The organism is Paenirhizobium selenitireducens ATCC BAA-1503, from assembly GCF_000518785.1.
Taxonomy (GTDB): domain Bacteria; phylum Pseudomonadota; class Alphaproteobacteria; order Rhizobiales; family Rhizobiaceae; genus Allorhizobium; species Allorhizobium selenitireducens.
Map to the genome: position 1 here is coordinate 109,924 of NZ_JAEG01000012.1, position 21,136 is coordinate 131,059.

The 21,136-nt window shown below is 63.9% G+C and carries 14 protein-coding genes; 6 read left to right on the forward strand and 8 right to left on the reverse strand.

Translation table 11 applies throughout. The features are described 5' to 3' along the window. Positions 1-2 precede the first annotated feature (2 nt). The 3 genes from L867_RS0117140 to L867_RS0117150 form a co-directional block, all read right to left on the reverse strand. Positions 3-1,523, reverse strand: a complete 1,521-nt coding sequence (locus L867_RS0117140; protein ID WP_028738017.1) for a bifunctional aminoglycoside phosphotransferase/ATP-binding protein — start codon at positions 1,521-1,523, stop codon at positions 3-5. 182 nt (positions 1,524-1,705) lie between these two features. Beyond that, positions 1,706-3,247, reverse strand: a complete 1,542-nt coding sequence (gene amaB, locus L867_RS0117145) for an L-piperidine-6-carboxylate dehydrogenase (RefSeq protein ID WP_028738018.1) — start codon at positions 3,245-3,247, stop codon at positions 1,706-1,708. Positions 3,248-3,306: 59 nt separating this feature from the next. Then, positions 3,307-4,590, reverse strand: coding sequence for an NAD(P)/FAD-dependent oxidoreductase (locus tag L867_RS0117150; RefSeq protein ID WP_028738019.1), 1,284 nt, complete (start codon positions 4,588-4,590; stop codon positions 3,307-3,309). A 211-nt stretch (positions 4,591-4,801) separates the two neighbouring features. On the opposite strand from L867_RS0117150, the gene L867_RS0117155 reads away from it, so the two are divergent. Further along, positions 4,802-5,719, forward strand: a complete 918-nt coding sequence (locus L867_RS0117155; protein WP_028738020.1) for a LysR family transcriptional regulator — start codon at positions 4,802-4,804, stop codon at positions 5,717-5,719. 9 nt (positions 5,720-5,728) lie between these two features. Here L867_RS0117155 and L867_RS0117160 read toward each other — a convergent pair whose 3' ends face one another. The 3 genes from L867_RS0117160 to purU form a co-directional block, all read right to left on the reverse strand. Further along, entirely contained in the window at positions 5,729-6,133 is a 405-nt protein-coding gene (locus L867_RS0117160; protein WP_028738021.1) for a DUF3307 domain-containing protein, read from the reverse strand. A gap of 175 nt (positions 6,134-6,308) precedes the next feature. Next, on the reverse strand, positions 6,309-9,236 hold the full coding sequence (locus L867_RS0117165) for an aminotransferase (protein ID WP_028738022.1): 2,928 nt from the start codon (positions 9,234-9,236) through the stop codon (positions 6,309-6,311). A 108-nt stretch (positions 9,237-9,344) separates the two neighbouring features. Next, on the reverse strand, positions 9,345-10,229 hold the full coding sequence (gene purU, locus L867_RS0117170) for a formyltetrahydrofolate deformylase (RefSeq protein WP_028738023.1): 885 nt from the start codon (positions 10,227-10,229) through the stop codon (positions 9,345-9,347). Between the two features lie 348 nt (positions 10,230-10,577). On the opposite strand from purU, the gene L867_RS0117175 reads away from it, so the two are divergent. Beyond that, the gene (locus L867_RS0117175; protein ID WP_051439052.1) at positions 10,578-11,600 is read left to right on the forward strand and encodes a glycoside hydrolase family 5 protein; all 1,023 of its coding nucleotides are present in this window, start codon (positions 10,578-10,580) and stop codon (positions 11,598-11,600) included. Here L867_RS0117175 and L867_RS25595 read toward each other — a convergent pair. Both L867_RS25595 and L867_RS0117185 read right to left on the reverse strand, forming a co-directional pair. Then, positions 11,574-12,899, reverse strand: coding sequence for a hypothetical protein (locus L867_RS25595; protein WP_051439053.1), 1,326 nt, complete (start codon positions 12,897-12,899; stop codon positions 11,574-11,576). The genes L867_RS0117175 and L867_RS25595 overlap by 27 nt on opposite strands. 41 nt (positions 12,900-12,940) lie before the next feature. Beyond that, on the reverse strand, positions 12,941-14,974 hold the full coding sequence (locus L867_RS0117185) for a GumC family protein (RefSeq protein ID WP_028738025.1): 2,034 nt from the start codon (positions 14,972-14,974) through the stop codon (positions 12,941-12,943). Between the two features lie 336 nt (positions 14,975-15,310). Between L867_RS0117185 and L867_RS0117190 the strand changes: the two genes are divergently transcribed. From L867_RS0117190 to L867_RS0117205, 4 genes are all read left to right on the forward strand, one after another. After that, the gene (locus tag L867_RS0117190) at positions 15,311-16,510 is read left to right on the forward strand and encodes a glycosyltransferase family 4 protein (protein WP_028738026.1); all 1,200 of its coding nucleotides are present in this window, start codon (positions 15,311-15,313) and stop codon (positions 16,508-16,510) included. Next, positions 16,507-17,637, forward strand: a complete 1,131-nt coding sequence (locus tag L867_RS25600; RefSeq protein ID WP_051439054.1) for a GumK N-terminal domain-containing glycosyltransferase — start codon at positions 16,507-16,509, stop codon at positions 17,635-17,637. Before L867_RS0117190 ends, L867_RS25600 begins: the two co-directional genes overlap by 4 nt. 133 nt (positions 17,638-17,770) lie before the next feature. Continuing rightward, positions 17,771-19,303, forward strand: coding sequence for a lipopolysaccharide biosynthesis protein (locus L867_RS0117200; protein WP_028738027.1), 1,533 nt, complete (start codon positions 17,771-17,773; stop codon positions 19,301-19,303). Between the two features lie 197 nt (positions 19,304-19,500). Continuing rightward, on the forward strand, positions 19,501-21,129 hold the full coding sequence (locus tag L867_RS0117205) for an alpha/beta fold hydrolase (RefSeq protein WP_232363957.1): 1,629 nt from the start codon (positions 19,501-19,503) through the stop codon (positions 21,127-21,129). Positions 21,130-21,136 lie beyond the last annotated feature (7 nt).

Sequence of the window (21,136 nt, forward strand, 5' to 3'; positions counted from 1 at the left end):
GTCTAGGTGAGGTGTGATTCGATTGCCGCCAGCACCGTCTCGATCGGGCCGGCGCTATCGATGCGGCTCCAGCGCATCGGTCCCAAATCTTTGGCCAGCTGCGCTTGCAGTACGTCGACCGTCGCGTCGGACTGGCCTTGCGGTCTCGACCGGACCCTTGCCATCAACAGTGAAGAATCGGCCTCCAGCCAGATGCCGGTGAACGGCACGCCAAGTTCTTCGGCGAGCGACTGGATCGTGTCGCGATCTTCCGGACGGTCAAAGACCGCATCGACGAGCACGGCTCCCCCACCGGAGAGGATGAGGCGCGCGCGATCCGCGAGTTCCTTGTAGACCTTGCGGGAGATCTCCGGGCGATAGGCCTCAAGCGGCAGGCGCTCATCGGGAGCCACGCCGAACATAGCCTTGCGGATACGGTCGCTTTCCAGGATGCGGGCTCCCGGCGGTCCTGCCAGCCGCGGCGCGAGCGCATCGGCAAGCGTGGACTTGCCGGAACCGCTCAAGCCGCCGATGGCCACGAGCCGTGGCGCGCTTGGAAACAGCAGCGATGCGGCGAATTCGAAATAGGCCTTGGCGCTCTGGGCCAAAGGACCCTCCGCATCAGCGCCTTCCTCGATCTGCGTGCCGGTCACGTGGGCCCGCACGGCTGCCCGAACCGCCATGAAAAAGGGCAGGAGGACAAAGCCGTCGTCGTCCCGGCTGATGTCGAGATAGCGATTGGCCACCACATTGGCGAAATCGGCGAAACCGCGTTGCCAGAGATCCATCAGCAGGAAGGCGAGGTCATAGAGCACGTCGACCGTTGCGATCTGGTCGTTGAAGTCGATGCAGTCGAACATGCGGGGCCCGGCCGGGCCCATGAACAGGTTTCTCAGGTGCAGGTCGCCGTGGCAGAGCCGAACCTTGTCCTCGGTTTCCCGCCGATCCATCAAGGCGACGTGGTCGGCCCAGGAGCGTCGGAACGCATCGGTCAGATGTCGGACGGAATCCTCTGCAAACACATGGCTGGTCGCGAAACCCGCTTCGTTGATGCCGAGCACGCCAGCCATGTTGGCCGAGCCGCTGCCGGCGTGAACAACCGGGGCGGAGGTGTGGACCGCTGCGATCATGGCCGCAGTCTGGCGCATCAGGGGCGCATTCAACCTGCCTTCCGTTGCCATGCGGTCGAACAGGTCGTGCTGGGCAAACCGGTTCATCTCGACGACCACGTCCACCGCCTCGCCCGTGCCGTCGAAGGCCAATCGCCCGTCCGCCTCGCGGGTGATGCGGCGGATGCCGAGATAGAGGTCGGGTGTGGCGCGGCTGTTGAGCTCGACCTCGCGCCGGCAGAAGTGCAGGCGCAGATCATAGGTCGAGAAATCGACATAGGGCAGTTTGACCGCACGCTTGAGCTTGTAGGCGCGGCCATCGATCAGGAAGACCAGCGAGATGTGGGTTTCGATGATCTTCACCGCGCCCGTTTCGCCGTAGGTCTCCGGGGCGCTCAGAAAGGCGATCGCCGCCGACTGATCGTGAATGTCCATTCGCTCGCCTCGAAATGCCGCCAGATCACACGCGGCACCTTGGCCGATTCCGCAAGCGAAGGCCAGTGCGACCCGTCAAACCTTGGTCTGAGGCGCTTGAAATTTCATGCAAAATTCAAAAAGGAAAGGCCACGCTGTCCCTTTGAACCGCGTGGCCTTCAATTGGATCGGCTGATCGTTGATCAGCCCACGTCGAACTTCACGCCCTGGGCGAGCGGCAGGGTCTTGCCGAAGTTCACCGTGTTGGTGGCGCGGCGCATATAGGCCTTCCAGGCGTCGGAGCCGGATTCGCGACCGCCACCGGTTTCCTTTTCGCCACCGAAGGCGCCGCCGATTTCAGCACCGGACGGGCCGATGTTGACGTTGGCGATCCCGCAATCCGAGCCGCGGTCCGACACGAAGGCTTCCGCCTCGCGCAGGTCGTTGGTGAAGATCGACGACGACAGGCCCTGGGGAACGTCGTTGTTCAGCGCCAGCGCTTCGTCGAAGTCCTTGTACTTCATCACGTAGAGGATCGGCGCGAAGGTCTCCTCGACGACCGGGCCGGTCTGGGCCGGCATTTCGACGAGCGCGGGACGAACGTAGAAGGCTTCCGCAGCATCGCCTGCGTTCACCCGTTCGCCACCGGCAACCTTGCCGCCGGCCGCCTTGGCGGCATCCAGGGCATGCTGCATGCGGTCGAAGGCACCCTTGTCGATCAGCGGGCCGATCAGGTTGCCGGCTTCCAACGGATTGCCGATGGTAACGGAACCGTAGGCCTTGATCAGGCGCGGAACGAGCGTGTCGTAGACGCTTTCATGGACGAAGAGGCGACGCAGCGAGGTGCAGCGCTGTCCGGCGGTGCCCATGGCAGCGAAGGCGACGCCGCGCAGCGTCAGGTCGAGGTCGGCGGTCGGGCCGACGATCGCCGCATTGTTACCGCCGAGCTCGAGGATCGAGCGGCCGAAACGGGTGGCGACGCGCGGGCCGACGGTGCGGCCCATGGCGGTCGAGCCGGTTGCGGAGATCAGCGGAACCTTCGGATGGTCGACGAGGACTTCGCCGATGTCGCGGCCGCCGATCAGCAGGGTCGACAGGTTGGCAGGCGCCTTGCCGCCATCGGCGACGTAGCGGCTGACGGCCTTTTCGAAGATCGCCTGGGTGGCGATGGCGGTGAGCGGGGTCTTTTCCGACGGCTTCCAGATGGTGGAGTTGCCGCAGACCAGCGCCAGCGCCGAGTTCCAGGCCCAGACGGCGACCGGGAAGTTGAAGGCCGAGATGATGCCGGTGACGCCGAGCGGATGCCAGGTTTCCATCATGCGGTGCTCGGCGCGTTCGGTGGCGATCGTCAGGCCGTAGAGCTGACGCGACAGGCCGACGGCGAAATCGCAGATGTCGATCATTTCCTGGACTTCGCCGAGACCTTCCGAGGTGATCTTGCCGACTTCGATGGAGACCAGACGGCCGAGGTCGGCCTTGGCGGTGCGCAGTTCTTCGCCGAGCAGGCGGATCAGTTCGCCACGCTTGGGCGCCGGGACGAGGCGCCATTCGAGGAAAGCCTGATGGGCGGCGCCGATGGCGGTCTTGGTGTCGGCGGCATTGATCTCGGCAACGGCGGCGATCTTCTCGCCGTTGATCGGCGAGCGGACGGACAGCGTGCCACCGGCGAGGCTGGCGGCGGGCACGCCGAGGCGGCCCATGATGGCGGCCACTTCGGCCGTGAAGTTCAGGTTGGCAAGGGTCATGGTGTTCCTTCCAGTGATTTCGGATTGTCCGTTATCGGTTGTCTTCGAGTGCGTCTTCTTCAGAAGCGCGCCCCGGTGAAATGGGCGATCTGGGCGCCAGCCTCGTAGTAGGCGCCCTTCAGGTTGCGAAGCGGAGCTTCAACGACGTCTCTGACCGGCAGCGGCAGATCCGCTTCCGAGAGTTCGCCGAGGATATGGCGAGCCAGTGTCTTACCGAAAACCGTCCCCGGCGCAATGCCGCGGCCGTTATAGCCGGAAAAGCCCACGACATTCGGCGCGAACTTGTGGAAACGCGGGATGGCGTCGTCGGTCATGCCGATGCGGCCATACCATTCGGTTTCGAATTCGACATTGTCGAGATCGGGGAAGAGCTTCTTCAGCGCTCGCTTGGCCCAGGAACGGTGGACCGGAAGGCCCGTGTTGCGAAGGGCGCCGCAGCTGCCGAAGACCAGCCGGCCCGCCCGGTCCATGCGGAAGGAGGAAAGCACTTCCTTCGTGTCCCAGCAGCCCTCGCGGTCCGGCAGGATTTTCTTCAGCTGTTCGGCGGAGAGCGGCTTGGTGGCGAAGTTGAAATAGGGGAGCAGCACCTGTTCGTTGCGCACCGCTTCCCACGGGCCGGTCGAATAGTATTCGGAGGCGACGATGATCCAGTCGGCCGACACCGAACCGTTTGCCGTCTTCACCACCCAGCGGCTGCCATTGCGTTCCGTCGAGACGGCGGCGCTGCCGGTATGGATCTTCGCACCGGCAGCGATCGCTGCCTTGGCGAGCCCCCGAACATAGGCCAGCGGCTGGAGCGTTCCGGCGCGCATGTCGAGCAGCGCTCCGGCATAGGCCGACGTGCCGATCCGCTTCGCCGTCTCCTCGGCCGACAGGATACGCACATCGGCACCCCGCGCTGCCCACTGGCTGCAACGTTCCTTGATTTCCTCGAGGCCGGCTTTTCCCACGGCGCAGTGCAGCGTGCCGTTCTTCTCCAGCTCGCAGGCGATCTCATGCTTTTCGATGAGGGCCCGCACCAGGAGCGGCGCATTGCCGAGCAGGTCGAGAACGCGCTCGCCATAGACCGGACCGAGCACCCCGGGAATCTCCGACGGCATGACCCACATGCCGCCGTTGATCAGGCCGACATTGCGTCCGGCTCCGCCGAAACCGATCTCGGTCGCTTCGAGCAGGACCACCTTGGTTCCGGCCTCGGCAAGGTGCAGCGCTGCGGAAATGCCGGTATAGCCGCCGCCGACGATGACGACGTCAGCCTCGACCGGGCCCGAAAGCGGCGGCGTCACGGGTGCGGCCGGGGCGGTCTTTTCCCACAGGCCGTGGGAGCGGGGATCGTTCAGCATAGGGCTTTCCTTCAGGGTGGTCGCGGGAGACGGCCGAAAAGACGTGTCGTTTGCGGTGACGGGCGATCGCGGCTGGCTTTTGCGCTACGGCAGCGCCAAAGGCGTCCTTCGCTCGCATCATTCCGAAACGTAAAGTCTTGCGAAATCTAGAAGACGAATCTAACCCGTTCCAACGATAATTTCTCAAGAGTTCATTCCGTCGAGGTATAACATGCTCCCGGCCCGGCGCTTCCTTCCGTCGCTTTCACTGCTCGCCGCCTTCGAGGCCGCGGCTCGAACCGGCAGCATAACGGCTGCGGCGCGCGAACTCGACCTGACGCAGAGCGCAGTGAGCCGCCAGATCAAGGCTCTGGAGGACCAGCTGGGCGTCGAGCTTTTCCTGCGGGAACGCCAGACCATCCGCCTCACCGTGGCCGGCGACGGTTATGCCCGGGAAATCCGGGAAGCGCTGAGGCGCATTTCCAGCGCCTCGCTCAATCTGCGGGCCAATCCGCATGGCGGCACGCTGAACCTCGCCGTTCTTCCGACCTTCGGGGCACAATGGCTCGCACCACGGCTGGCCCGTTTTCTCGCGGACAATCCGGGCATTACCATCAATCTCATCACCCGCCTGTCGCCCTTCGATTTCCGGCTGGATTCCATCGACGCGGCGATCCATTTCGGCGAACCGGTGTGGCCCGGCGCGGAGCTCGCCCTGCTGATGGGCGAGACGACGGTTCCCGCCTGCAGCCCGGCGTTCAAGGCGGCGCACAGGCTCGAAAGGCCGGCCGACATCCTCGATGTGCCGCTGCTGCATCTGACAACCCGGCCGGATGCCTGGGAAAAGTGGCTGACTGCCAATGGCGTGGTGTTTGAGTCCATTCACGGCATGCTGTTTGACCAGTTCGCCGCAGCCTCTCAGGCCGCGATCGGCGGGCTCGGTGTGGCCCTTTTGCCGATCTTCCTGTTTCGCGAGGAACTGGCGCGGGGCGATCTCGTCCCGGCGATCGATCGAGAGGTCGAGAGCGAAGGGCGCTACTATCTGGCCTTCACCCGTGAGCGGGCCGCCTATCCACCGCTTGTTGCGTTTCGCAAATGGATCCTTGAGGAAGCGGCGCAGGAGCGGTCCGGGTCCGGCGAAGCCGGCTGATAGCGTCCGTCAGAGCGTTCGGCTCGCGGCCAGAACGGCGGCAAAACCGAGATGGGTCAGGTGATGAAGCGTCTGGTCCGTGCCGAGCAGCCACCAGAAGCCGGTCTTGGCGGCGTCGAGGCCGAGCCGGGACTGGAGAACCGCCTTCGCCCGGTCGATGGCGAAATGTACGAGGAAGTCGACGAGACCGATCCAGGCAAGAGACGGCGCGACGACGGAAAAGATCAGGCCCGTCATCGCCCCGTGCAGTCCGGCGTGCAGGGTCAGCGGCAGGAGCCAGGCCTTGCGGTGCTGCTTGCCGACGGCGATCCACCGCGTCTGCAGGACGAAATCGGCGGCGAGGTGCTTCAGCAGGAACAGCGCGATGCCCCACATTATCCAAGGGGTGGAGATCGTATCGGGCAGGCTCGGCATTTCGTTTCCTTCAACCAGGATGCTGTCTGGGAGGAGCATAGACACTCCCCGGAACAGCTGTGAAGGCGACTTGTGTGGAGCTTCGGTTTGCCATTTGTGAAGCGTTTACAACATCTGAAAAGTTGAACGTCCGGCGTTATGTTGAATTAAGCACCTTGCCGTAGCCCATTCTGGCTCACCAGCCATCGGAAAGCACCTTTTCCAGCATGGCGGCGAAGAAGTCGGCGCTGTCCCGGGACAGGCAGAGCGGTGGCTTTATTTTCAAAACGTTAAGATGGTCGCCTGTCGGTTGCATGATGACGCCGAGATCAAGCAGCCGGTCGCAGATTGCCGCCGTCTCCTCGGTGGCAGGCTCCAGCGTCTCGCGGTCGCGGACGAATTCGAGGCCGAGATAGAGCCCCATGCCATGGACCGCGCCGACCAGCGGGAAGCGCTGGCCGAGGGCTTCGAGCCGGGATTTCAGATAGTCGCCCGTTTCCCGGGCATTCTCCTGCAAGCCTTCGTCGCGCATGATGTCGAGCACCGTCATGCCGACCACGCAACTGACCGGGCTGCCGCCGGCCGAGGAGAAGAAGTAACCCTCGTTCTCCAGCGCGTCGGCGATCTCTCGGCGGGTAATGACCGCGCCGAGCGGCTGGCCATTGCCCATGCCCTTGGCAACGGTGATGATGTCCGGCACCACGCCCTGCTCTTCGAAACCCCAGAAGAAATGGCCGAGGCGTCCGTAACCGACCTGCACCTCGTCGGCGATGCAGACGCCGCCGCGCGCGCGGATCATGCCGTAAACCTCGTCGAGGTAGCCGGGCGGCAGCGGAATGCCGCCGGCATTGCCGTAGACGCTCTCGCAGATGAATCCGCCAAGGCTTTCGCCCGCTTCCTCGATCGCGTCCAGTGCCTTGGCGACGCTTGCCACATAATCCGCGGTCGATGCGGCGCCGCGGAAGGGGCCGCGATAGGTATTGGGCGCGGTCACCGGGTGGACCCATCCGGGGCGGGTTTCGAGCGCGCGCGGGTTGTCGGCGATCGAGGTGGAGACGGCGTCGCTCGCCACGGTCCAGCCGTGATAGGCCTCGAGCAGGCTGACGATGTTGTGCGATCCGCTCTTTGCCCAGGCCAGGCGAAGGGCAAGGTCGACGGCTTCCGAGCCGCTGTTGACGAGAAAGACCGTATCGAGCCCTTCGGGCGCTAGCGATGCGAGGCGATCGGAAAATTCCGCGACGGCGGCGTAGTGGAAACGCGAATTGGTGTTGAGCAGCGACCATTGGTGCCCGGCGGCACGCGCCAGCCGAGGGTGGCCATGGCCGACGATGGAGACGTTGTTGACCATGTCGAGGTAGGACCGGCCAGTGACGGAGAACATGTGCTCCTTCCAGCCACGCTCGATCTGCGGCGGGTCGGCGTAATAGTTCTTCTGCGGTTTGGCGAAGCTCTTCTTGCGCTTGGCGAGCAGGGCGGCACTCTGCGGTGCGGGCGCGTCGAGATCCGCGCCGATCAGCGTGGCGGGCGAGGGGCAGAGCCAGCCCCAGACCGTGGCATGAGACGGCCGGGCGAAGAGGGGCGGCACGAGGTCCGGATCCCGGCAGAGCTGAAGCCGCAGGCCGCCGACCGCACCGGCCACGCCGGCAATGGTCCCGATCGGCGTGCCGGCCTCGATCTCTGCGCCTTCTTCCAGCGGGCAATCAATGCCGTCCAGATGCAGCGAGATTTCCGGCGTCGAGAGGATGAGGTGATGCCCGTCCTTGACGACGCGGGCCGAAAACGGTGCGACGGCCGTGGTTGTCGCCGGCAGGCAGACGTCGACATGCAGCGCGAAAGTGGCTGGTGCACGCTCGGACAGTGTCCGGGTGTAGGAAAGCCGGTATTCGCCATAGCGCGTCGAGGAGACCCCCGTCTCGGCGGCGGCGCGGGCCAGAAGCTTCCAGTCTATCTGCGGGTCGGACCAGTTGTCCTCGACAAGCGCGTCGCTCATCACCGAAAGATCGGTGAGGCGCACCATTTCGGGTGTGATCTCGGGGAGAAGTCGTGCGAGTACGCCCGTATCGAACGCCGGGGCACCGTGGCCGACCGCGTCCAGGATTGCGGTTTCCATCAGAGCGAAAGGAACCGAGGTCGCAACCTCGAACATTTCCCGTTCATGGGCGGCGTTGCCCAGGACATAGTCGTTGTTCGGATCGATGGCCAGTTGCTGTTCGGTGCTGGCGACGAGCACACCGGCGCGCGCCACGATTAGCGGCCAGAGTGCCTTCAGTTCCGCCTCGTTGAGCGGGTAGTGTTCCTGGAAGGCGCGGACCGCGGGCAGAATGAAAAACGGGTCGCCATCGGCATGATGCAGGAGCGCGGTGCAGGTGACGGCGAGGTCGGCGACCAGCCAGCCGGTGATGACATCGCCGAAATCGATGACGCCGTCCGGCATCATGCGGCCTTCCCTGTCGGGCCGCGCGACCACGTTGTCGTCGGTGATGTCGTGGTGGATCGCCTGAACCCGAAGCTTTCCGGCGAGCGGCTGGATGCGCTTGACCGCCGTCACCATGGCCTTGGCGATCCGGTCGCGCCGCGCATGGTCCGTCACGGCCTTCAGCAGGTGCAGCGCGACAGGTCCGGCCCGGCGAAGGTCCCACTGCAGTTCACGGTCCAGCCCCGGATGGGAAAAATCCTTGAGACCGAGCGCGATGCGGGCGGTCAGCCCCCCCAGTTCCGCCACGACCTGCGGCGCCAAATACTTGCGCTGCGTCAGCGGTTCGCCGTCGAGATAGGTGAGCAGCCGCACCTGATAGTCTTCGTCATCGATCGTCAGGACGAGGATGTCTTCACCGCCCTCGGCCAGGATGGGTTCGGGGATACGGGGGATGTCTGCAAGGGTGGCCAGGTGACGCATGGCGGCATTCTGGGCGGCTAGCTCGATCGTCGCGTATTCGGCGTGGCAGATCTTCAGGACGTAGAACGCCTCGCCGGTGTCGATGCGGTAATTGCGGTCCTGCTGGCTGCCGAGTTCCTTGAGGTCACCCTCCAGGCCGTAATAGTTCCTGAGAATGCCAGCCGCCTGCTCTGCCGACACGTTCGGACGGGGCAGTTCTGTGCGCTTGAGCAAGGCGGAGTCGGGCATGGGTGTTCTCCCTCGAGAATCATATTGCCGACCTTATCAAAGGTATGACAGCCGTCCATCCCGCGCACCGAAGCGCCCGCCGGGTAAGGCGGGCGCTTTCAGGCATGTTCAGCCCATGCGTTCGGAAGCGTAGGAGCCGGGGCTCGCCGGGAAGACGACGGTCCGGTTGCCGTTGATGAAGGTGCGATGATGGATATGGGCGTGGATCGCCCGCGCCAGCACCTGGCTTTCCACGTCGCGTCCGATCGAGACATAGTCGTCGGCGCTCTGGGCATGGGTGATGCGGGCGACGTCCTGCTCGACGATCGGGCCTTCGTCGAGGTCCGCCGTGACATAGTGGGCGGTGGCGCCGATCAGCTTCACGCCGCGCTCGAAAGCCTGCTTGTAGGGGTTTGCGCCCTTGAAGCTCGGCAGGAAGGAGTGGTGGATGTTGATGATCTTGCCCGACATCTTCTTGCACAGATTGTCGGAGAGGACCTGCATGTAGCGGGCCAGCACGATCAGTTCGGTGCCGGTCTGTTCGACCAGACCGAGAAGCTGCGCTTCCGCCTGCGGCTTGTTATCCTTGGTCACCTTGATGTGGTAGAAGGGAATGTCGTGGTTCACGACCACCTTCTGGTAATCGAAGTGGTTCGAAACCACGCCGACGATCTCGATCGGCAGGGCGCCGATCTTCCAGCGGTAGAGCAGGTCGTTCAGGCAGTGGCCGAAGCGCGACACCATCAGCAGCACCTTCACGCGATGCGCGGCGTCATGGATCTCGCTGATCATGCCGAACTTGTCCGAAATCGGCTTGAAACCCTCGACCAGCTTGTCGAGCTTGATGCCGCCTTCGGAAATGAAGCTGACGCGCATGAAGAATTTGCCGGTGTCGAGATCGTCGAACTGGGAACTGTCGACAATGTTGCAACTCTGCTCGGCCAGATAGCCGGAAATGGCAGCCACGATGCCCCTGGTGGATTTGCAGGATACCGTCAGTACATAGCTCGTCATAGTCTCAACCTTTTCCTCGTCCCGGGGGGTGACGCCGCTGTCTTATCGCAGTCACGACGCGCCGGAAAGATCGGCGTTTCGGTGCGCATTGGCGATGCTCGCTTCACCCATTGGCATCAAGCTTAGGGACAGGGCCGGAAAACTCCGTTCCCATTGCGCCTTTCATCTGCGTATCCCCGTCGTCACCAAAGAGCGCGATGAATGGGCGGCGCGATCGGATCGGTTGACCGGGCGGCGCGGCAGTCATTAACCTGTGGGCACCGAACGCGAAAGGTTACCATGGCTCGCATGTTTCAGTCTTCCTGCCTCTTCGAGCCCTCATCCGAACGCACAAAGCGTGTCGGGACAATGCTTGCCCTCCTCGGCCTCCTGGCAGGGCCGGCACAGGCTGCCGAGCCGTGCTTTCGCGGCATCAACCTGTCGGGCGCCGAGTTCGGCAAGCAGGGCGGTGTCGCGGGCACGGACTATACTTTCCCCTCCGATCAGACGATCGAGTATTTTGCCAAGAAGGGCTTCACCTCGGTTCGACTGCCGTTCCTGTGGGAGCGTCTTCAGCCCCAACTGCGCGGCGAGCTCGAGCCAGGCGAACTGGGCCGGCTGAAAGAGAGCGTCGAAAAGCTGAGGGCGGCCGGGCTGCGGGTTGTCCTCGATCCGCATAACTATGCGCGTTACCACGACGGGGTGATTGGATCGGATACGGTCAGCAGCGACGACTTTGCCGATTTCTGGGGCCGTCTGGCGCGCCAGTTCGCCAATCAGCCGGACATAACCTTCGGCCTGATGAACGAGCCGCATGATATGCCGGCCGAACAATGGCTCGATGCGGCCAATGCCGCTCTGGCGCGGATCCGCGGCGAGCGCGCCGACAATCTCGTCCTCGTTCCGGGCACGGCCTGGACGGGAGCCCACAGCTGGGAAGGCGGTGGCTACGGCACGCCGAACGGCGACGTGATGCTCGGCGTCGTCGATCCCGTCGACAATTTTGCCTACGAGGTGCACCAGTATTTCGACGATGACTTCTCCGGAACCAAGGAGAACTGTAGCCGCGCTGCGGACGGCGTGGCGGCGATCGAGACGTTTTCCCGCTGGCTGCGCGCCAATGGCAAGCGGGGTTACCTCGGCGAGTTCGGCGTGCCGAAGGACGCCGCCTGCGTTGCGGCGCTCGCCGACATGGTCGCCGTGGTCGAGGGGAGCCGCGAACTGTGGGTCGGCTGGGCCTATTGGGTGGCGGGTGACTGGTGGCCGGAAAGCGAAGCGCTCAACATCCAGCCGACTGAGGAGGGCGACCGGGCACAGATCAAGGGGCTTTCGCCGGCGCTCAAGGATTTTTCCGCGTCCGGCTCTTCATGTCCTGCGCTCGAGAGGCCCTGAGCGGCTCCTGCGGATCGGTTCCGGGTTGGCGGAGGCGGCCGGTCGCGAGGTTAGCGTCGACCAGTCGACCCAATGGGCCGTGCCGAGGACGAACCATAGCAGTGCCGCCGTCTTGATCGAAAAGAACGAGTTGCTGATGATCATCAGCAACAGGAGATAGATCAGCACCATGGAATGGAAGGACCAGGCCTTCGCGTCCTTGAACGGGGCGAAGACCAGCGCGGCCCATAGCGCGACGAAGCCGAACAGACCGAACTTGGTCAAGGTGTAGGCCAGGCCGGAGTCGGCGGTGAACTCGTCGGTGGTGGCGATGCCGAGCACGACCGGCAGGTCGAGGCGCGTCAGGATCGCGGCGGTCACCTTGAAGCGCCCGGCGATGTCGTTGGCGCCGCCGTCGGTGCCGGTGGCCAGCCCGTAGACAGCGATGAGGGCCAGCAGCAGAAAGGGCAGCGCCATCCAGACCGGCTTTGCCACCAGCCGGTAGAAGGGCAGCATCAGCGCCATCAGGATGCAGGTGTAGAAGCCAAAGCGGGCATCGGCCAGCACCACCGTGGCGATCGCCGCGGCCATGACGGCAAAGCGATAGCGCATGTTGGTGCGAAAAAGCGCCCAGGCAAAGACAATCGCGCCGAAATTGCCGGCGGAGACAGGTTCCAGGAAGACCGAGGATACGCGGTGCTGGCCGAGGAAGGACAGCAACGTGCGCGGTTCCGGGCGCAGGCCGCTGATGAACAGGCCGCGGGTGGCACCGAACGTATCTTCAAGCGTCAGCGAACCGCGGGCGATGAAATAGCCGAGCACGTTGAAGAAATCGAGATAGAGCTCGGTGAGGAAATATTCGAACAGGCCGAAAGCGAGAACGACGGCGATCGAGATGGTCACCAGGCGGTCGGCGAGCTTGATGTCGCAAACCTGGGTGCCCATGAAATAGAAGCCGATCGGTATCAGGACGTCGCGCACGGCCTTGAGGTCGATCTCGCCGCGCAGGGCGAAGAGCAGCAGCATGTAGCTCAGGAAGAATGCCGAAACGAGATAGAGGTCGATGCGGCGGCTGAGCGCTGCGAGATAGGCGCAGCCGATCAGTGCCATCTCGAACAGCATGACGTGGCTTTCCCGGATCCCCATCACATTGGTGTTGAGAAAGCAGAGGAAGGCGTTGAACGTCAGGCCGCCAAGCACGGCGATGGTGGCGAGCTGGCGGCGCAGGGTATCGAGGGCCGCGCTTGGAACCCGGTCGACGGCGCCATCGCAGGGAGCGGGACTGATATCGGCCGCGGAATGCGCGCTCGTCGGTTTCATGGCCGCGTGTCCCCTGAATCGGAGGTCACCACCGCCCTGCATCACGGCGTCTCGACCAGAATTGTGCCGAGGACCAGATCGCGCGCGTAGCCGACCGTGTCCAGCGTTGCGTCCATGTCGGCGGCCGTGACGGTTGCCGGTTCGACCACGACGATGATGGCATCGGCGCTCTGGATCAGTAGCGGCAGGTGCTCGGCGGCGGCCGTGTGGCAGGCATTGATGACGATCAGGTCGGTGTCCGATTGGCGGGCCTTGTCCACATAGCGCGACAGCGTGGGTCGACCCGGGCGCGAAGGCTGAGCCATTGCCGGAAAACTCTCATACTTCAGAAGATCGGACAGCGGGGCTGCGGCGATGGTCTCGTCCCGGGCAAGGGCGGCCGCGAGGCTTGGCGACGACCCCGAACGCAGGCGGGTCCGGGTCTCCGCGATGGCGCCCGGTGCATAGAGAATTCCGAGGCCCGCGTCGATCAGCGCATGAACGATGTCGGCGACGATGCCGCTTGCCTGCGGGACGTGTCCGGCGGAAATGAACAGGACCGTCGCCGGTTGTTGTCCGGCCGTCGCGTCGCGCAAGGCGCGGGCGGCTTGCCTTATGCCGTCGCCCTGCGGCGCCGGGGCAGCCGGAGCAGGCTTGCGGCCGAAGGCGAACAGCGAGCGCAGGCGTGAGGGCGGTTCTTCCACGACCGGAGATCCCGTGGCGATGCGGGAGATGACGGGAAGGCCTGCCCGCTCGAGTGCCGACTGCTCCGGCTTGCGGACGCCCGAAAGAAGCTCCCTGAGCACCGCAAGCCCGCTGCCGAGCACGGTTCCGAACAGGCCTGCCGCGACCAGGATCATCAGCTTCAGCTTGAGCGACGACTTGGGCATCGGCACGGCCGCGGTGATCACGCGCGAATTATTCATGTTCACGGACTGCTGCTGGGCAAGTTCTTCCGCCCGGCTGAGGAACGTCTTGTAGATGGCGCGGACCGCGTCGGCTTCGCTTTCGAGCTGGCGCATCTTGATCTGCGCCGCGCTGCTGTCGAAGCTCGTCTTGGTCAGGTTCTGCAGCCGATCGGTCAGCGCCTTGGTGTTGGCGGCGGCGCGCTCGTAGTTGACCCGCATCGACTGGCGCACGCGGGCAAGCTCCGCCTCGATCGACTGCTGCATGTTGGCGACCTGGGAATTGATGGCCCTGAGCTGGGGATGGTTGGCGCCGAGATTGGTCGCGAGCTGGGTGCGTTTGTCGAGCAGTTCCGCATAGCGGTCCCGCAGCAGGCCGATCGAGGTTGACTGCAGCACTTCCGGGATGGCGCCGGCTTCGATGGCGCTCATGGTCAGGTTCTTGGCCTGCTCATAGATCGTCTGCTGCTGTTCCTCGGTACCGCGCGCTGCGATCAGCTGGTCGTTGATGCCCTGCACCTGCTGGTCGATGACCAGGCCCTGCTCGCCGGTGCTGACGAGACCGTTCTCGGACTTGAATTTTTCGACCGCCAACTCCGCCTTGAGAACGCGGTCGCGAAGCTCGCTCGCCTGAACCTGGAAGGAATTGCTCGCCCGGCGCGCTGCATCGCCGCGCGCCTGATCCAACTGCTGCAGGTAGACATTGGCCACCCCATTGGCAATGTCGGCGGCCTTGCCGGCATCCGGATGTTCGGCGGAGATGGTGAAGACCAGCGATTGACCCGCGCGCTCGATGGTCACGTGGGTTTTCATGGCTTCCGCTACCGCGATGACACGATCGGCGTCGCTGACCGGCTTGGCCGAAGTCGATTTCTTCGGCGCAAAGAAGGGATCTTCGATGAGATCGAGCTTGCGCGCCACGTCGCTCATTACGCCTCGCGACTGCATGACGTAGATCTGGCTGTCGAGATTGGATTGGTCCTGCTGGGCCGAATTGCCGTTGCCCTTGCCGTCCGCGCTCTCGGCGGCAAGCCCGAGCGGGTCGAGCAGCATCTCCGCGGTCGACGAAAACGTGGGCTTCAACTGCAGGACATAGACCGACGCGATCGCCACGCACAGGGCGACGGCGATCACGACGTAGTGGATCCGTCGCTTCAAGATTGCCGGTAGTTGAAAAATGTCGATGTCCATTTTCCTGCCCAGAACCGCTGGCCGGCCATGTTTCTCTGATGCGTCAATCGTCCGGAAAGCTCACGGTGAATGCGAGGTGTCCGCGTGAATGGAAGACTGCCGTCGGACTGTGTTTGGGCCGTTGGGCAAGGGCCGGTCGGACAGTTCCCATCGAAACGACCTTCGCAGATCGTGGTTAACGAGTTCTGAACAAGTGTATCCAAGGTCGTTAACCTTGACGCTGCAAGATATCGGCGAAAACCGCCGGACAAACCCGATTTTAAGAGTTTGCGCTGATCTATGGACCGTCTCAATTGGGTCTTACCCGCGCCGATGAACGACGCCTGCAGGTGAAGAATGAAGAACTTCGATCGACCGGATACGGTTGCCGACCGGAAAGCCGGCGATGGCCCGCTGATCGTCCAGGTGGTGCGCCAGTATGCCCCTGGCCGCGGCGGCCTCGAAGATGTCGTCGCCAATCTCAGCCGGCTGCTCATGCGGCGCGGCTTTCGCGTTCGCGTCGTCACGCTCGACCGCCTGTTCCAGTCCCGCGATCGTGTTCTGCCGGAGCACGAGGTCATCGATGGCGTCGAGGTCGTGCGCATCCCGTGGAAGGGTTCGACCCGCTATCCGCTGGCGCCGGGTGTCTTTCGCCATATCGGCGATGCCGATCTCATCCACGTTCACGGCATTGATTTCTTCTTCGACGCGCTGGCCTGGACGCGGCCGTTTCACGGCAAGCCGATGGTGGCGACGACGCATGGCGGCTTCTTCCACACACCGAAATATGCGGCGATCAAGCGGATCTGGTTCCGCTCGGTGACGCGCCTGTCGGCGCTCGCCTATCGCGCGCTGTTGTGCTGCAGCCGTTCGGACATGGCACTGTTCTCGCAGATTGCCGCCCAGCGGGCGGTTTTGGTCGAAAATGGCGTCGATACGGCAAAGTTCGCCGCTCTCTCCTCGACCACCCCTCAGCGCCGGATCATCACGATCGGCCGTTTTTCGGTGAACAAGCGGCTTGATCGCCTGTTCGACGCCATGCAGGTCCTGACGGCACTCTCGTCCGAATGGCATCTCGACGTCGTCGGCTCTCCGTCCGATCTTAGCGAAGAAGATTTGCGCAGCGAGATTGCCCGGCGTGGATTGGCCGATCATGTCACGCTGCATATCGGTGTCGACAATGACGCGGTGTGCCGCCTGATCGCGCAGGCCTCGCTGTTTGCTTCCGCTTCCGAATATGAAGGCTTCGGCCTGGTCGCCGTCGAGGCGATGAGCGCCGGACTGGTGCCGGTGCTTCATCCGAACGATGCGTATCAGGTGCTTGCGGGGCAGCATCCGGGCATTTCGCTTGCCGATTTCTCGCGGCCGGAAGACAGCGCCGCACACATCGAGCAGACCTATCAGGCACTGCTGGCCGATCCGCTGGGCAAGCGCACCGAGATGATGGCGGCAGCATCCGTCCATGCCTGGGAGAGCGTTGCCGACCGCTACATTGACGTCTATCGCCAGGCGCTCGGCAAGGGGAAAGCGCCTCAGCCGCGGAGCCTGTCCGCATGACGATCGCCGGTTCGAAGCGCCGGGTGCTGATCGTCACCGGACACCATTTTGCCGAGGCACCCCGCAAAGTCGACCTGCATTTCATGGCCGATGCGCTGCGCGCCGGCGGCGATCACGTGGATTTCCTCGCTTGCCGTCTCAGCTTTCTCAGCCGCTTTCTCAAGGACGGGCGCTTCGCCTATGCCCGGCAGCGGCCGCTCAACCGCTGGAACCTTGTGGGCGAGGGGGTCGAGGAGTTTCTCTGGTATGCGCCCTTCCACCCGATGAACCTCAAGCTGCCGCTGCTCAACGCCCTGAGCGCGCCGCTCTTCCGGCTCTACGACCGGTTGTTGCCGAAGGCGGTCATGGATAGGATGGCGAGCTATACCCACATCCTGATTGAAAGCGGACCGCCACCCCTGCTTACCCGCAGAATCCGGCAGGCGGCTCCGGCAGCCCGCATCATCTATCATGCGGCCGATCGCCTGAAGACGATCCGGGTTCACCCTTGCGTCGAGGCGGCTCTCGCCGAGGGTATCGATGACTATGACCTGATCCACATCATGGCCGAAGCGATGCGCGCCGACTTCTCCGACGACGCGCCGCTCCTCTATCTGCCGCACGGGATCGCCAAGGACAGTTTCGACAGGGCGACGGAAAGCCCCTATGCCGCGCCCCGCAATGCCGTCAGCGTCGGCGACATGCTGTTCGACGCGCGGGTCATCGACATTCTGGCCGCCGCCTATCCGGACTGGACCTTCCACCTTTTCGGGAAAAAGGCGCTGCCGTCGGAGCGGCGCGCCAACATCGTGGTGCATGGCGAAGTGGCTTTCGAGACCATCGTGCCCTTCATAAAATCTGCCGATATCGGACTTGCCCCCTACAGGCGCAGCGACGGTGCCGACTATCTCAGTCAGTCCAGCCTAAAGATGATCCAGTACAGCTACTGCCGCCTGCCGATCGTGGCCCCCACTTTCGCGGCCGGCGGGCGCGACCATGTCTGTGCCTATGATCCGGGCGACGACGCGTCGATTGTTTCGTCGTTCCGGCATGCCCAGACCTTCGACCGGACAATGATCGAGACCGCATCGATCCGCAGCTGGCAGGAGGCGGTGCAACTGCTTTTCGATCACAAGGACGTGAAATGACCGGCGGTGGCACGGGCGCAGGACGCACGGGCATGCGTGCGAATGAAACCTTAAGGCTTGTCCCATACGGACAGGCAACGGCACTCGTTGGCTTAATGGCTTGGGTTACCCGCGTTCAAACAGAGTATCCTTGATGGTCAAGCGCATCGTCGCCAATTCAGCTTTGAATGCCGCAGCCGGCCTCGCCCTGCTGCTGATCGGTTTCGTCTGCTCGATCATCACCGCCCGCCTGCTCGGCCCCGAGGCCAACGGCATCATTGCCTTCTCGCTCTGGCTTGCGGTCACCGCGGCGCTGATTTCGGAGCTGGGAACCGGCGTCATCCTGCTTCGGCTTCTGCCGCAGCTGAAGGTACAGGGACATGACGATGCGGCGCGGCGCGGCTTTGCCGCCTATCTTCTTCGCCCGGTCGTGCTGGCGACGGTGGTCGTCACCATTCTCTATTTCCTCGCCTTCTGGGTGGCCGAGCAGGAGCACTGGGCGCAAACGGCCCCGCTCGTCGTTCTGCTGACCGGCATCCTCATCTTCGTCCAGTCGATCGGCTCCTTCACCAAGAATGTGATGCTGGGCGAGCAGGATGTCGCCGCCTTCTTCCGCATGTCGGTGATTGCCGGCATCCTCCAGTTCGCCGGCGTTCTGGCCGGCGCGCTGGTCTTCGGTATTCCCGGAGCGATCTGCGGCTACATCCTCGGCTTCGTGCCGCAGTTCTTCTATTCGCTCGGCATCCTGAAGAGCCGCACCAATGCCTGCGGCATCGCCCCGCGCTATCTCGTCAGTTCCTCGCTCATTCTGTCGGTGCAATACATCGTCGACTCGATCTTCCTGAACCGCATCGAGTTGTTCTTCCTGGAGCGCTCGCACGGCGTCGAAATGGTCGGCTATTATGCGGCCGCGCTGTCGCTGGCCAACCTCGCCCTGCAATTGCCCGTCCAGCTGACCGGCAGCCTCGTTCCCTACTATTCGGAAAAACTGAAGCTGCACGACACCGACCGGCTTCCGATCGCCGTGTTCGAAGGTGTGGTACGGAGCATCGGCTACATCACCTTGCCGCTGAGCTTCGGACTCGCGGCCATCGCCCCGACACTCGTCACCGTCGTGTTCGGAGAGGCGTTTGCGCCCAGCGGCCCGATGCTGGTCATTCTCGCGCTGGTGGCGCCGGTGTTCGTTCTCGGCATGATCTGCACGCAATATCTTTTCTCCCTCGACCGCATCAAGGACCGGCTGATGATCGGCCTGTTTGGTGCCGTTATCATGGTGACGGGCTCACTGCTGGTCGTGCCCTCATTCGGTGGTGAGGGAGCGGCCGTAGTTCGCTTCTTCGTCTTCCTGGTGATGGCCGTTCTCATGATGCGTGGAATGCAGTTCGAGGGTTCGCTCTCGCGCATGTACCGCACCGTCGGCAAGGTCGCCGCCGCCGCCCTGTTGTGCGGGCTCGCCGCCTATGCTGTTCTGCATCTGATCGGCGGCGTGCTGGGCCTGATCGTGTCGATCGTATGCGGCGCGGTGGTCTATTTCGTCGCCTTGCGACTGCTGGCGGCAATTCCCGTGGAAGACCACGCACCGATCGAGGATCTGATCGCGCGCCTTCCGGCGCGCGCCGCCGCTGCCGGCAACCGGCTGCTCGGATTTCTGCTTGTAAAACCTGCATCGTTCGAAGGGGACAGCTGACGCGCTCGCGCACTGGGGGAACCATGGAAACTCGACTGACAAAATCCGAGATCCGGCCATCTGCACCGTTCGCTACCTTTGCGGCGGCGCGGCCGGTCACATTCTGCGACACGGTCGGCTTGTTCATGCCGGCTGGGGGGAAGGCCACGGCGACCGGCGTACTTTTCGTCAGCCCTTGGGGGCTCGAGGAAATGTGCATGCGCAAGTTCTGGCGGGTCGTGGCCGATTCTCTGGCGGACCAAGGCATTGCGAGCCTGCGCTTCGACTATCCCGGCACCGGTGACGCGCTGGATCGCGACGACTATGCGGGCGGGCTTTCGATTTGGGAGGACTGTGTGGTCGAGGCGGCGCAGCAATTGCGCAGGCAGTCGGGTTGCCTGAACATCATCGTGGTCAGCCAGGGTCTGGGGTCCGCTCTTGCCGTCCGCGTTGCCGAGCGCATCGAGGGGCTCGCGGCAATCGCCTGCCTTGCCCCTGTCACGTCGGGTCGGGCCTTCCTGCGGGAGATGCAGATCTGGGCGCGCATGGTGGACGAAGGCCTCGGCATTCCCGAGGAGCATCGACTGCGCGACGGCGTCGGGATCGCCGGGCTGAGAATGCCCGATGAGATCGCGGCCGATTTTCGCAAGCTCAATTCCACGGCTCTGACGCATCGTCCCGCGCCCCGGGCATTGGTGGTCAAGCGTGCCGACCGTCCGGCGGATACGGAGTTTTCCGCACAGCTGACGGCGATGGGCGTCGATGTGCGCGAGGCCGACTATACCGGCTACGACGAATTCATTTCAAACCCGGCCATCTCCACCATGCCGGACGATATCCGCAAGGTCGTGCTCGACTGGATCGGGTCTGTCGCGGCGGAGCTGCCCGCCGACGCGCCGATGCCCGTTGAACGGCAACCGTCCGAGCCAAGCCTACTCGGTTCGGACTTCCGCGAGACGCCTGTCAACTTCGGTGACGGTGGACGCCTTTACGGCATGTTGTGCGAACCGCTCGGCCCCCGCAGCGGTGCGACCGTGTTGATCCTCGGCACGGCCTATGACCGCCATGCCGGCTGGGGACGTTCCAGCGTGATCATGGCGCGCAACCTTGCGGCCGCCGGCGTCGCGAGCCTGCGCTTCGACGGCGCCAATATCGGCGATAGCCCGCCAGTGCCCGGCGTGCCCGACCAGGTGCTCTACCAGGACAGCCAGATCGACGACGTTCGGGCGGCGCTGGACTTCCTGGCACGGCGCGACCTTACACCGGTGGTGCTGTCCGGCCGCTGCAGCGGCGGATACCTGACCTTCAAGAGCGCAGTCGCCGACCAACGCATCTCCGGTGCCGTTGCCGTCAATCCCTTCGTCTTCCATTGGCAGCCGGGTCGCGACATCGACGAATCCCTTCGCTACATGCCGCGCTCGCTTGACGTCTACCGCGAGAAGCTGTTCCAGCCGGAGACGTTTCGCCGGCTTCTGCAGGGGCGCGTCGACGTAAAGCGGGCGATCGGCAACATGGGTCGGGCGTTCTGGCGTCGTGTCGCGCGCAAGGCCACGCCGATTCTCCAGATGCTGCCGGGGAGCGGCGGCGAATATGCGGAGGTCCGCAAATCCTTCCAGTCGCTCGCCGAGCGCAAGATGCCGCTCTATCTGCTTTACAGCGAGAACGATGTCGGTTTCGAGCACTTTGCCGAGCATTTCAGTCCAAAGGGGCAGGGCCTGCGGCGCTATCCCAACGCCCGACTGTCCATCGTCCCGGAAGCCGACCACAACTTTACCCCGGCGCCGGCGCGGCGTGCCTACCTCAATGCCTTGATCGACATGGCCCGGCGCTTTCCGCCGGGCGAATGAGCCGGGG

Bases quoted from the DNA above. Each gene is read 5' to 3' on its own strand.
- L867_RS0117140 (WP_028738017.1), bottom strand. From the start codon at position 1,523: ATGGACATTCACGATCAGTCGGCGGCGATCGCCTTTCTGAGCGCCCCG.
- amaB (WP_028738018.1), bottom strand. From the start codon at position 3,247: ATGACCCTTGCCAACCTGAACTTCACGGCCGAAGTGGCCGCCATCATG.
- L867_RS0117150 (WP_028738019.1), bottom strand. From the start codon at position 4,590: ATGCTGAACGATCCCCGCTCCCACGGCCTGTGGGAAAAGACCGCCCCG.
- L867_RS0117155 (WP_028738020.1), top strand. From the start codon at position 4,802: ATGCTCCCGGCCCGGCGCTTCCTTCCGTCGCTTTCACTGCTCGCCGCC.
- L867_RS0117160 (WP_028738021.1), bottom strand. From the start codon at position 6,133: ATGCCGAGCCTGCCCGATACGATCTCCACCCCTTGGATAATGTGGGGC.
- L867_RS0117165 (WP_028738022.1), bottom strand. From the start codon at position 9,236: ATGCCCGACTCCGCCTTGCTCAAGCGCACAGAACTGCCCCGTCCGAAC.
- purU (WP_028738023.1), bottom strand. From the start codon at position 10,229: ATGACGAGCTATGTACTGACGGTATCCTGCAAATCCACCAGGGGCATC.
- L867_RS0117175 (WP_051439052.1), top strand. From the start codon at position 10,578: ATGCTTGCCCTCCTCGGCCTCCTGGCAGGGCCGGCACAGGCTGCCGAG.
- L867_RS25595 (WP_051439053.1), bottom strand. From the start codon at position 12,899: ATGAAACCGACGAGCGCGCATTCCGCGGCCGATATCAGTCCCGCTCCC.
- L867_RS0117185 (WP_028738025.1), bottom strand. From the start codon at position 14,974: ATGGACATCGACATTTTTCAACTACCGGCAATCTTGAAGCGACGGATC.
- L867_RS0117190 (WP_028738026.1), top strand. From the start codon at position 15,311: ATGAAGAACTTCGATCGACCGGATACGGTTGCCGACCGGAAAGCCGGC.
- L867_RS25600 (WP_051439054.1), top strand. From the start codon at position 16,507: ATGACGATCGCCGGTTCGAAGCGCCGGGTGCTGATCGTCACCGGACAC.
- L867_RS0117200 (WP_028738027.1), top strand. From the start codon at position 17,771: ATGGTCAAGCGCATCGTCGCCAATTCAGCTTTGAATGCCGCAGCCGGC.
- L867_RS0117205 (WP_232363957.1), top strand. From the start codon at position 19,501: ATGCGCAAGTTCTGGCGGGTCGTGGCCGATTCTCTGGCGGACCAAGGC.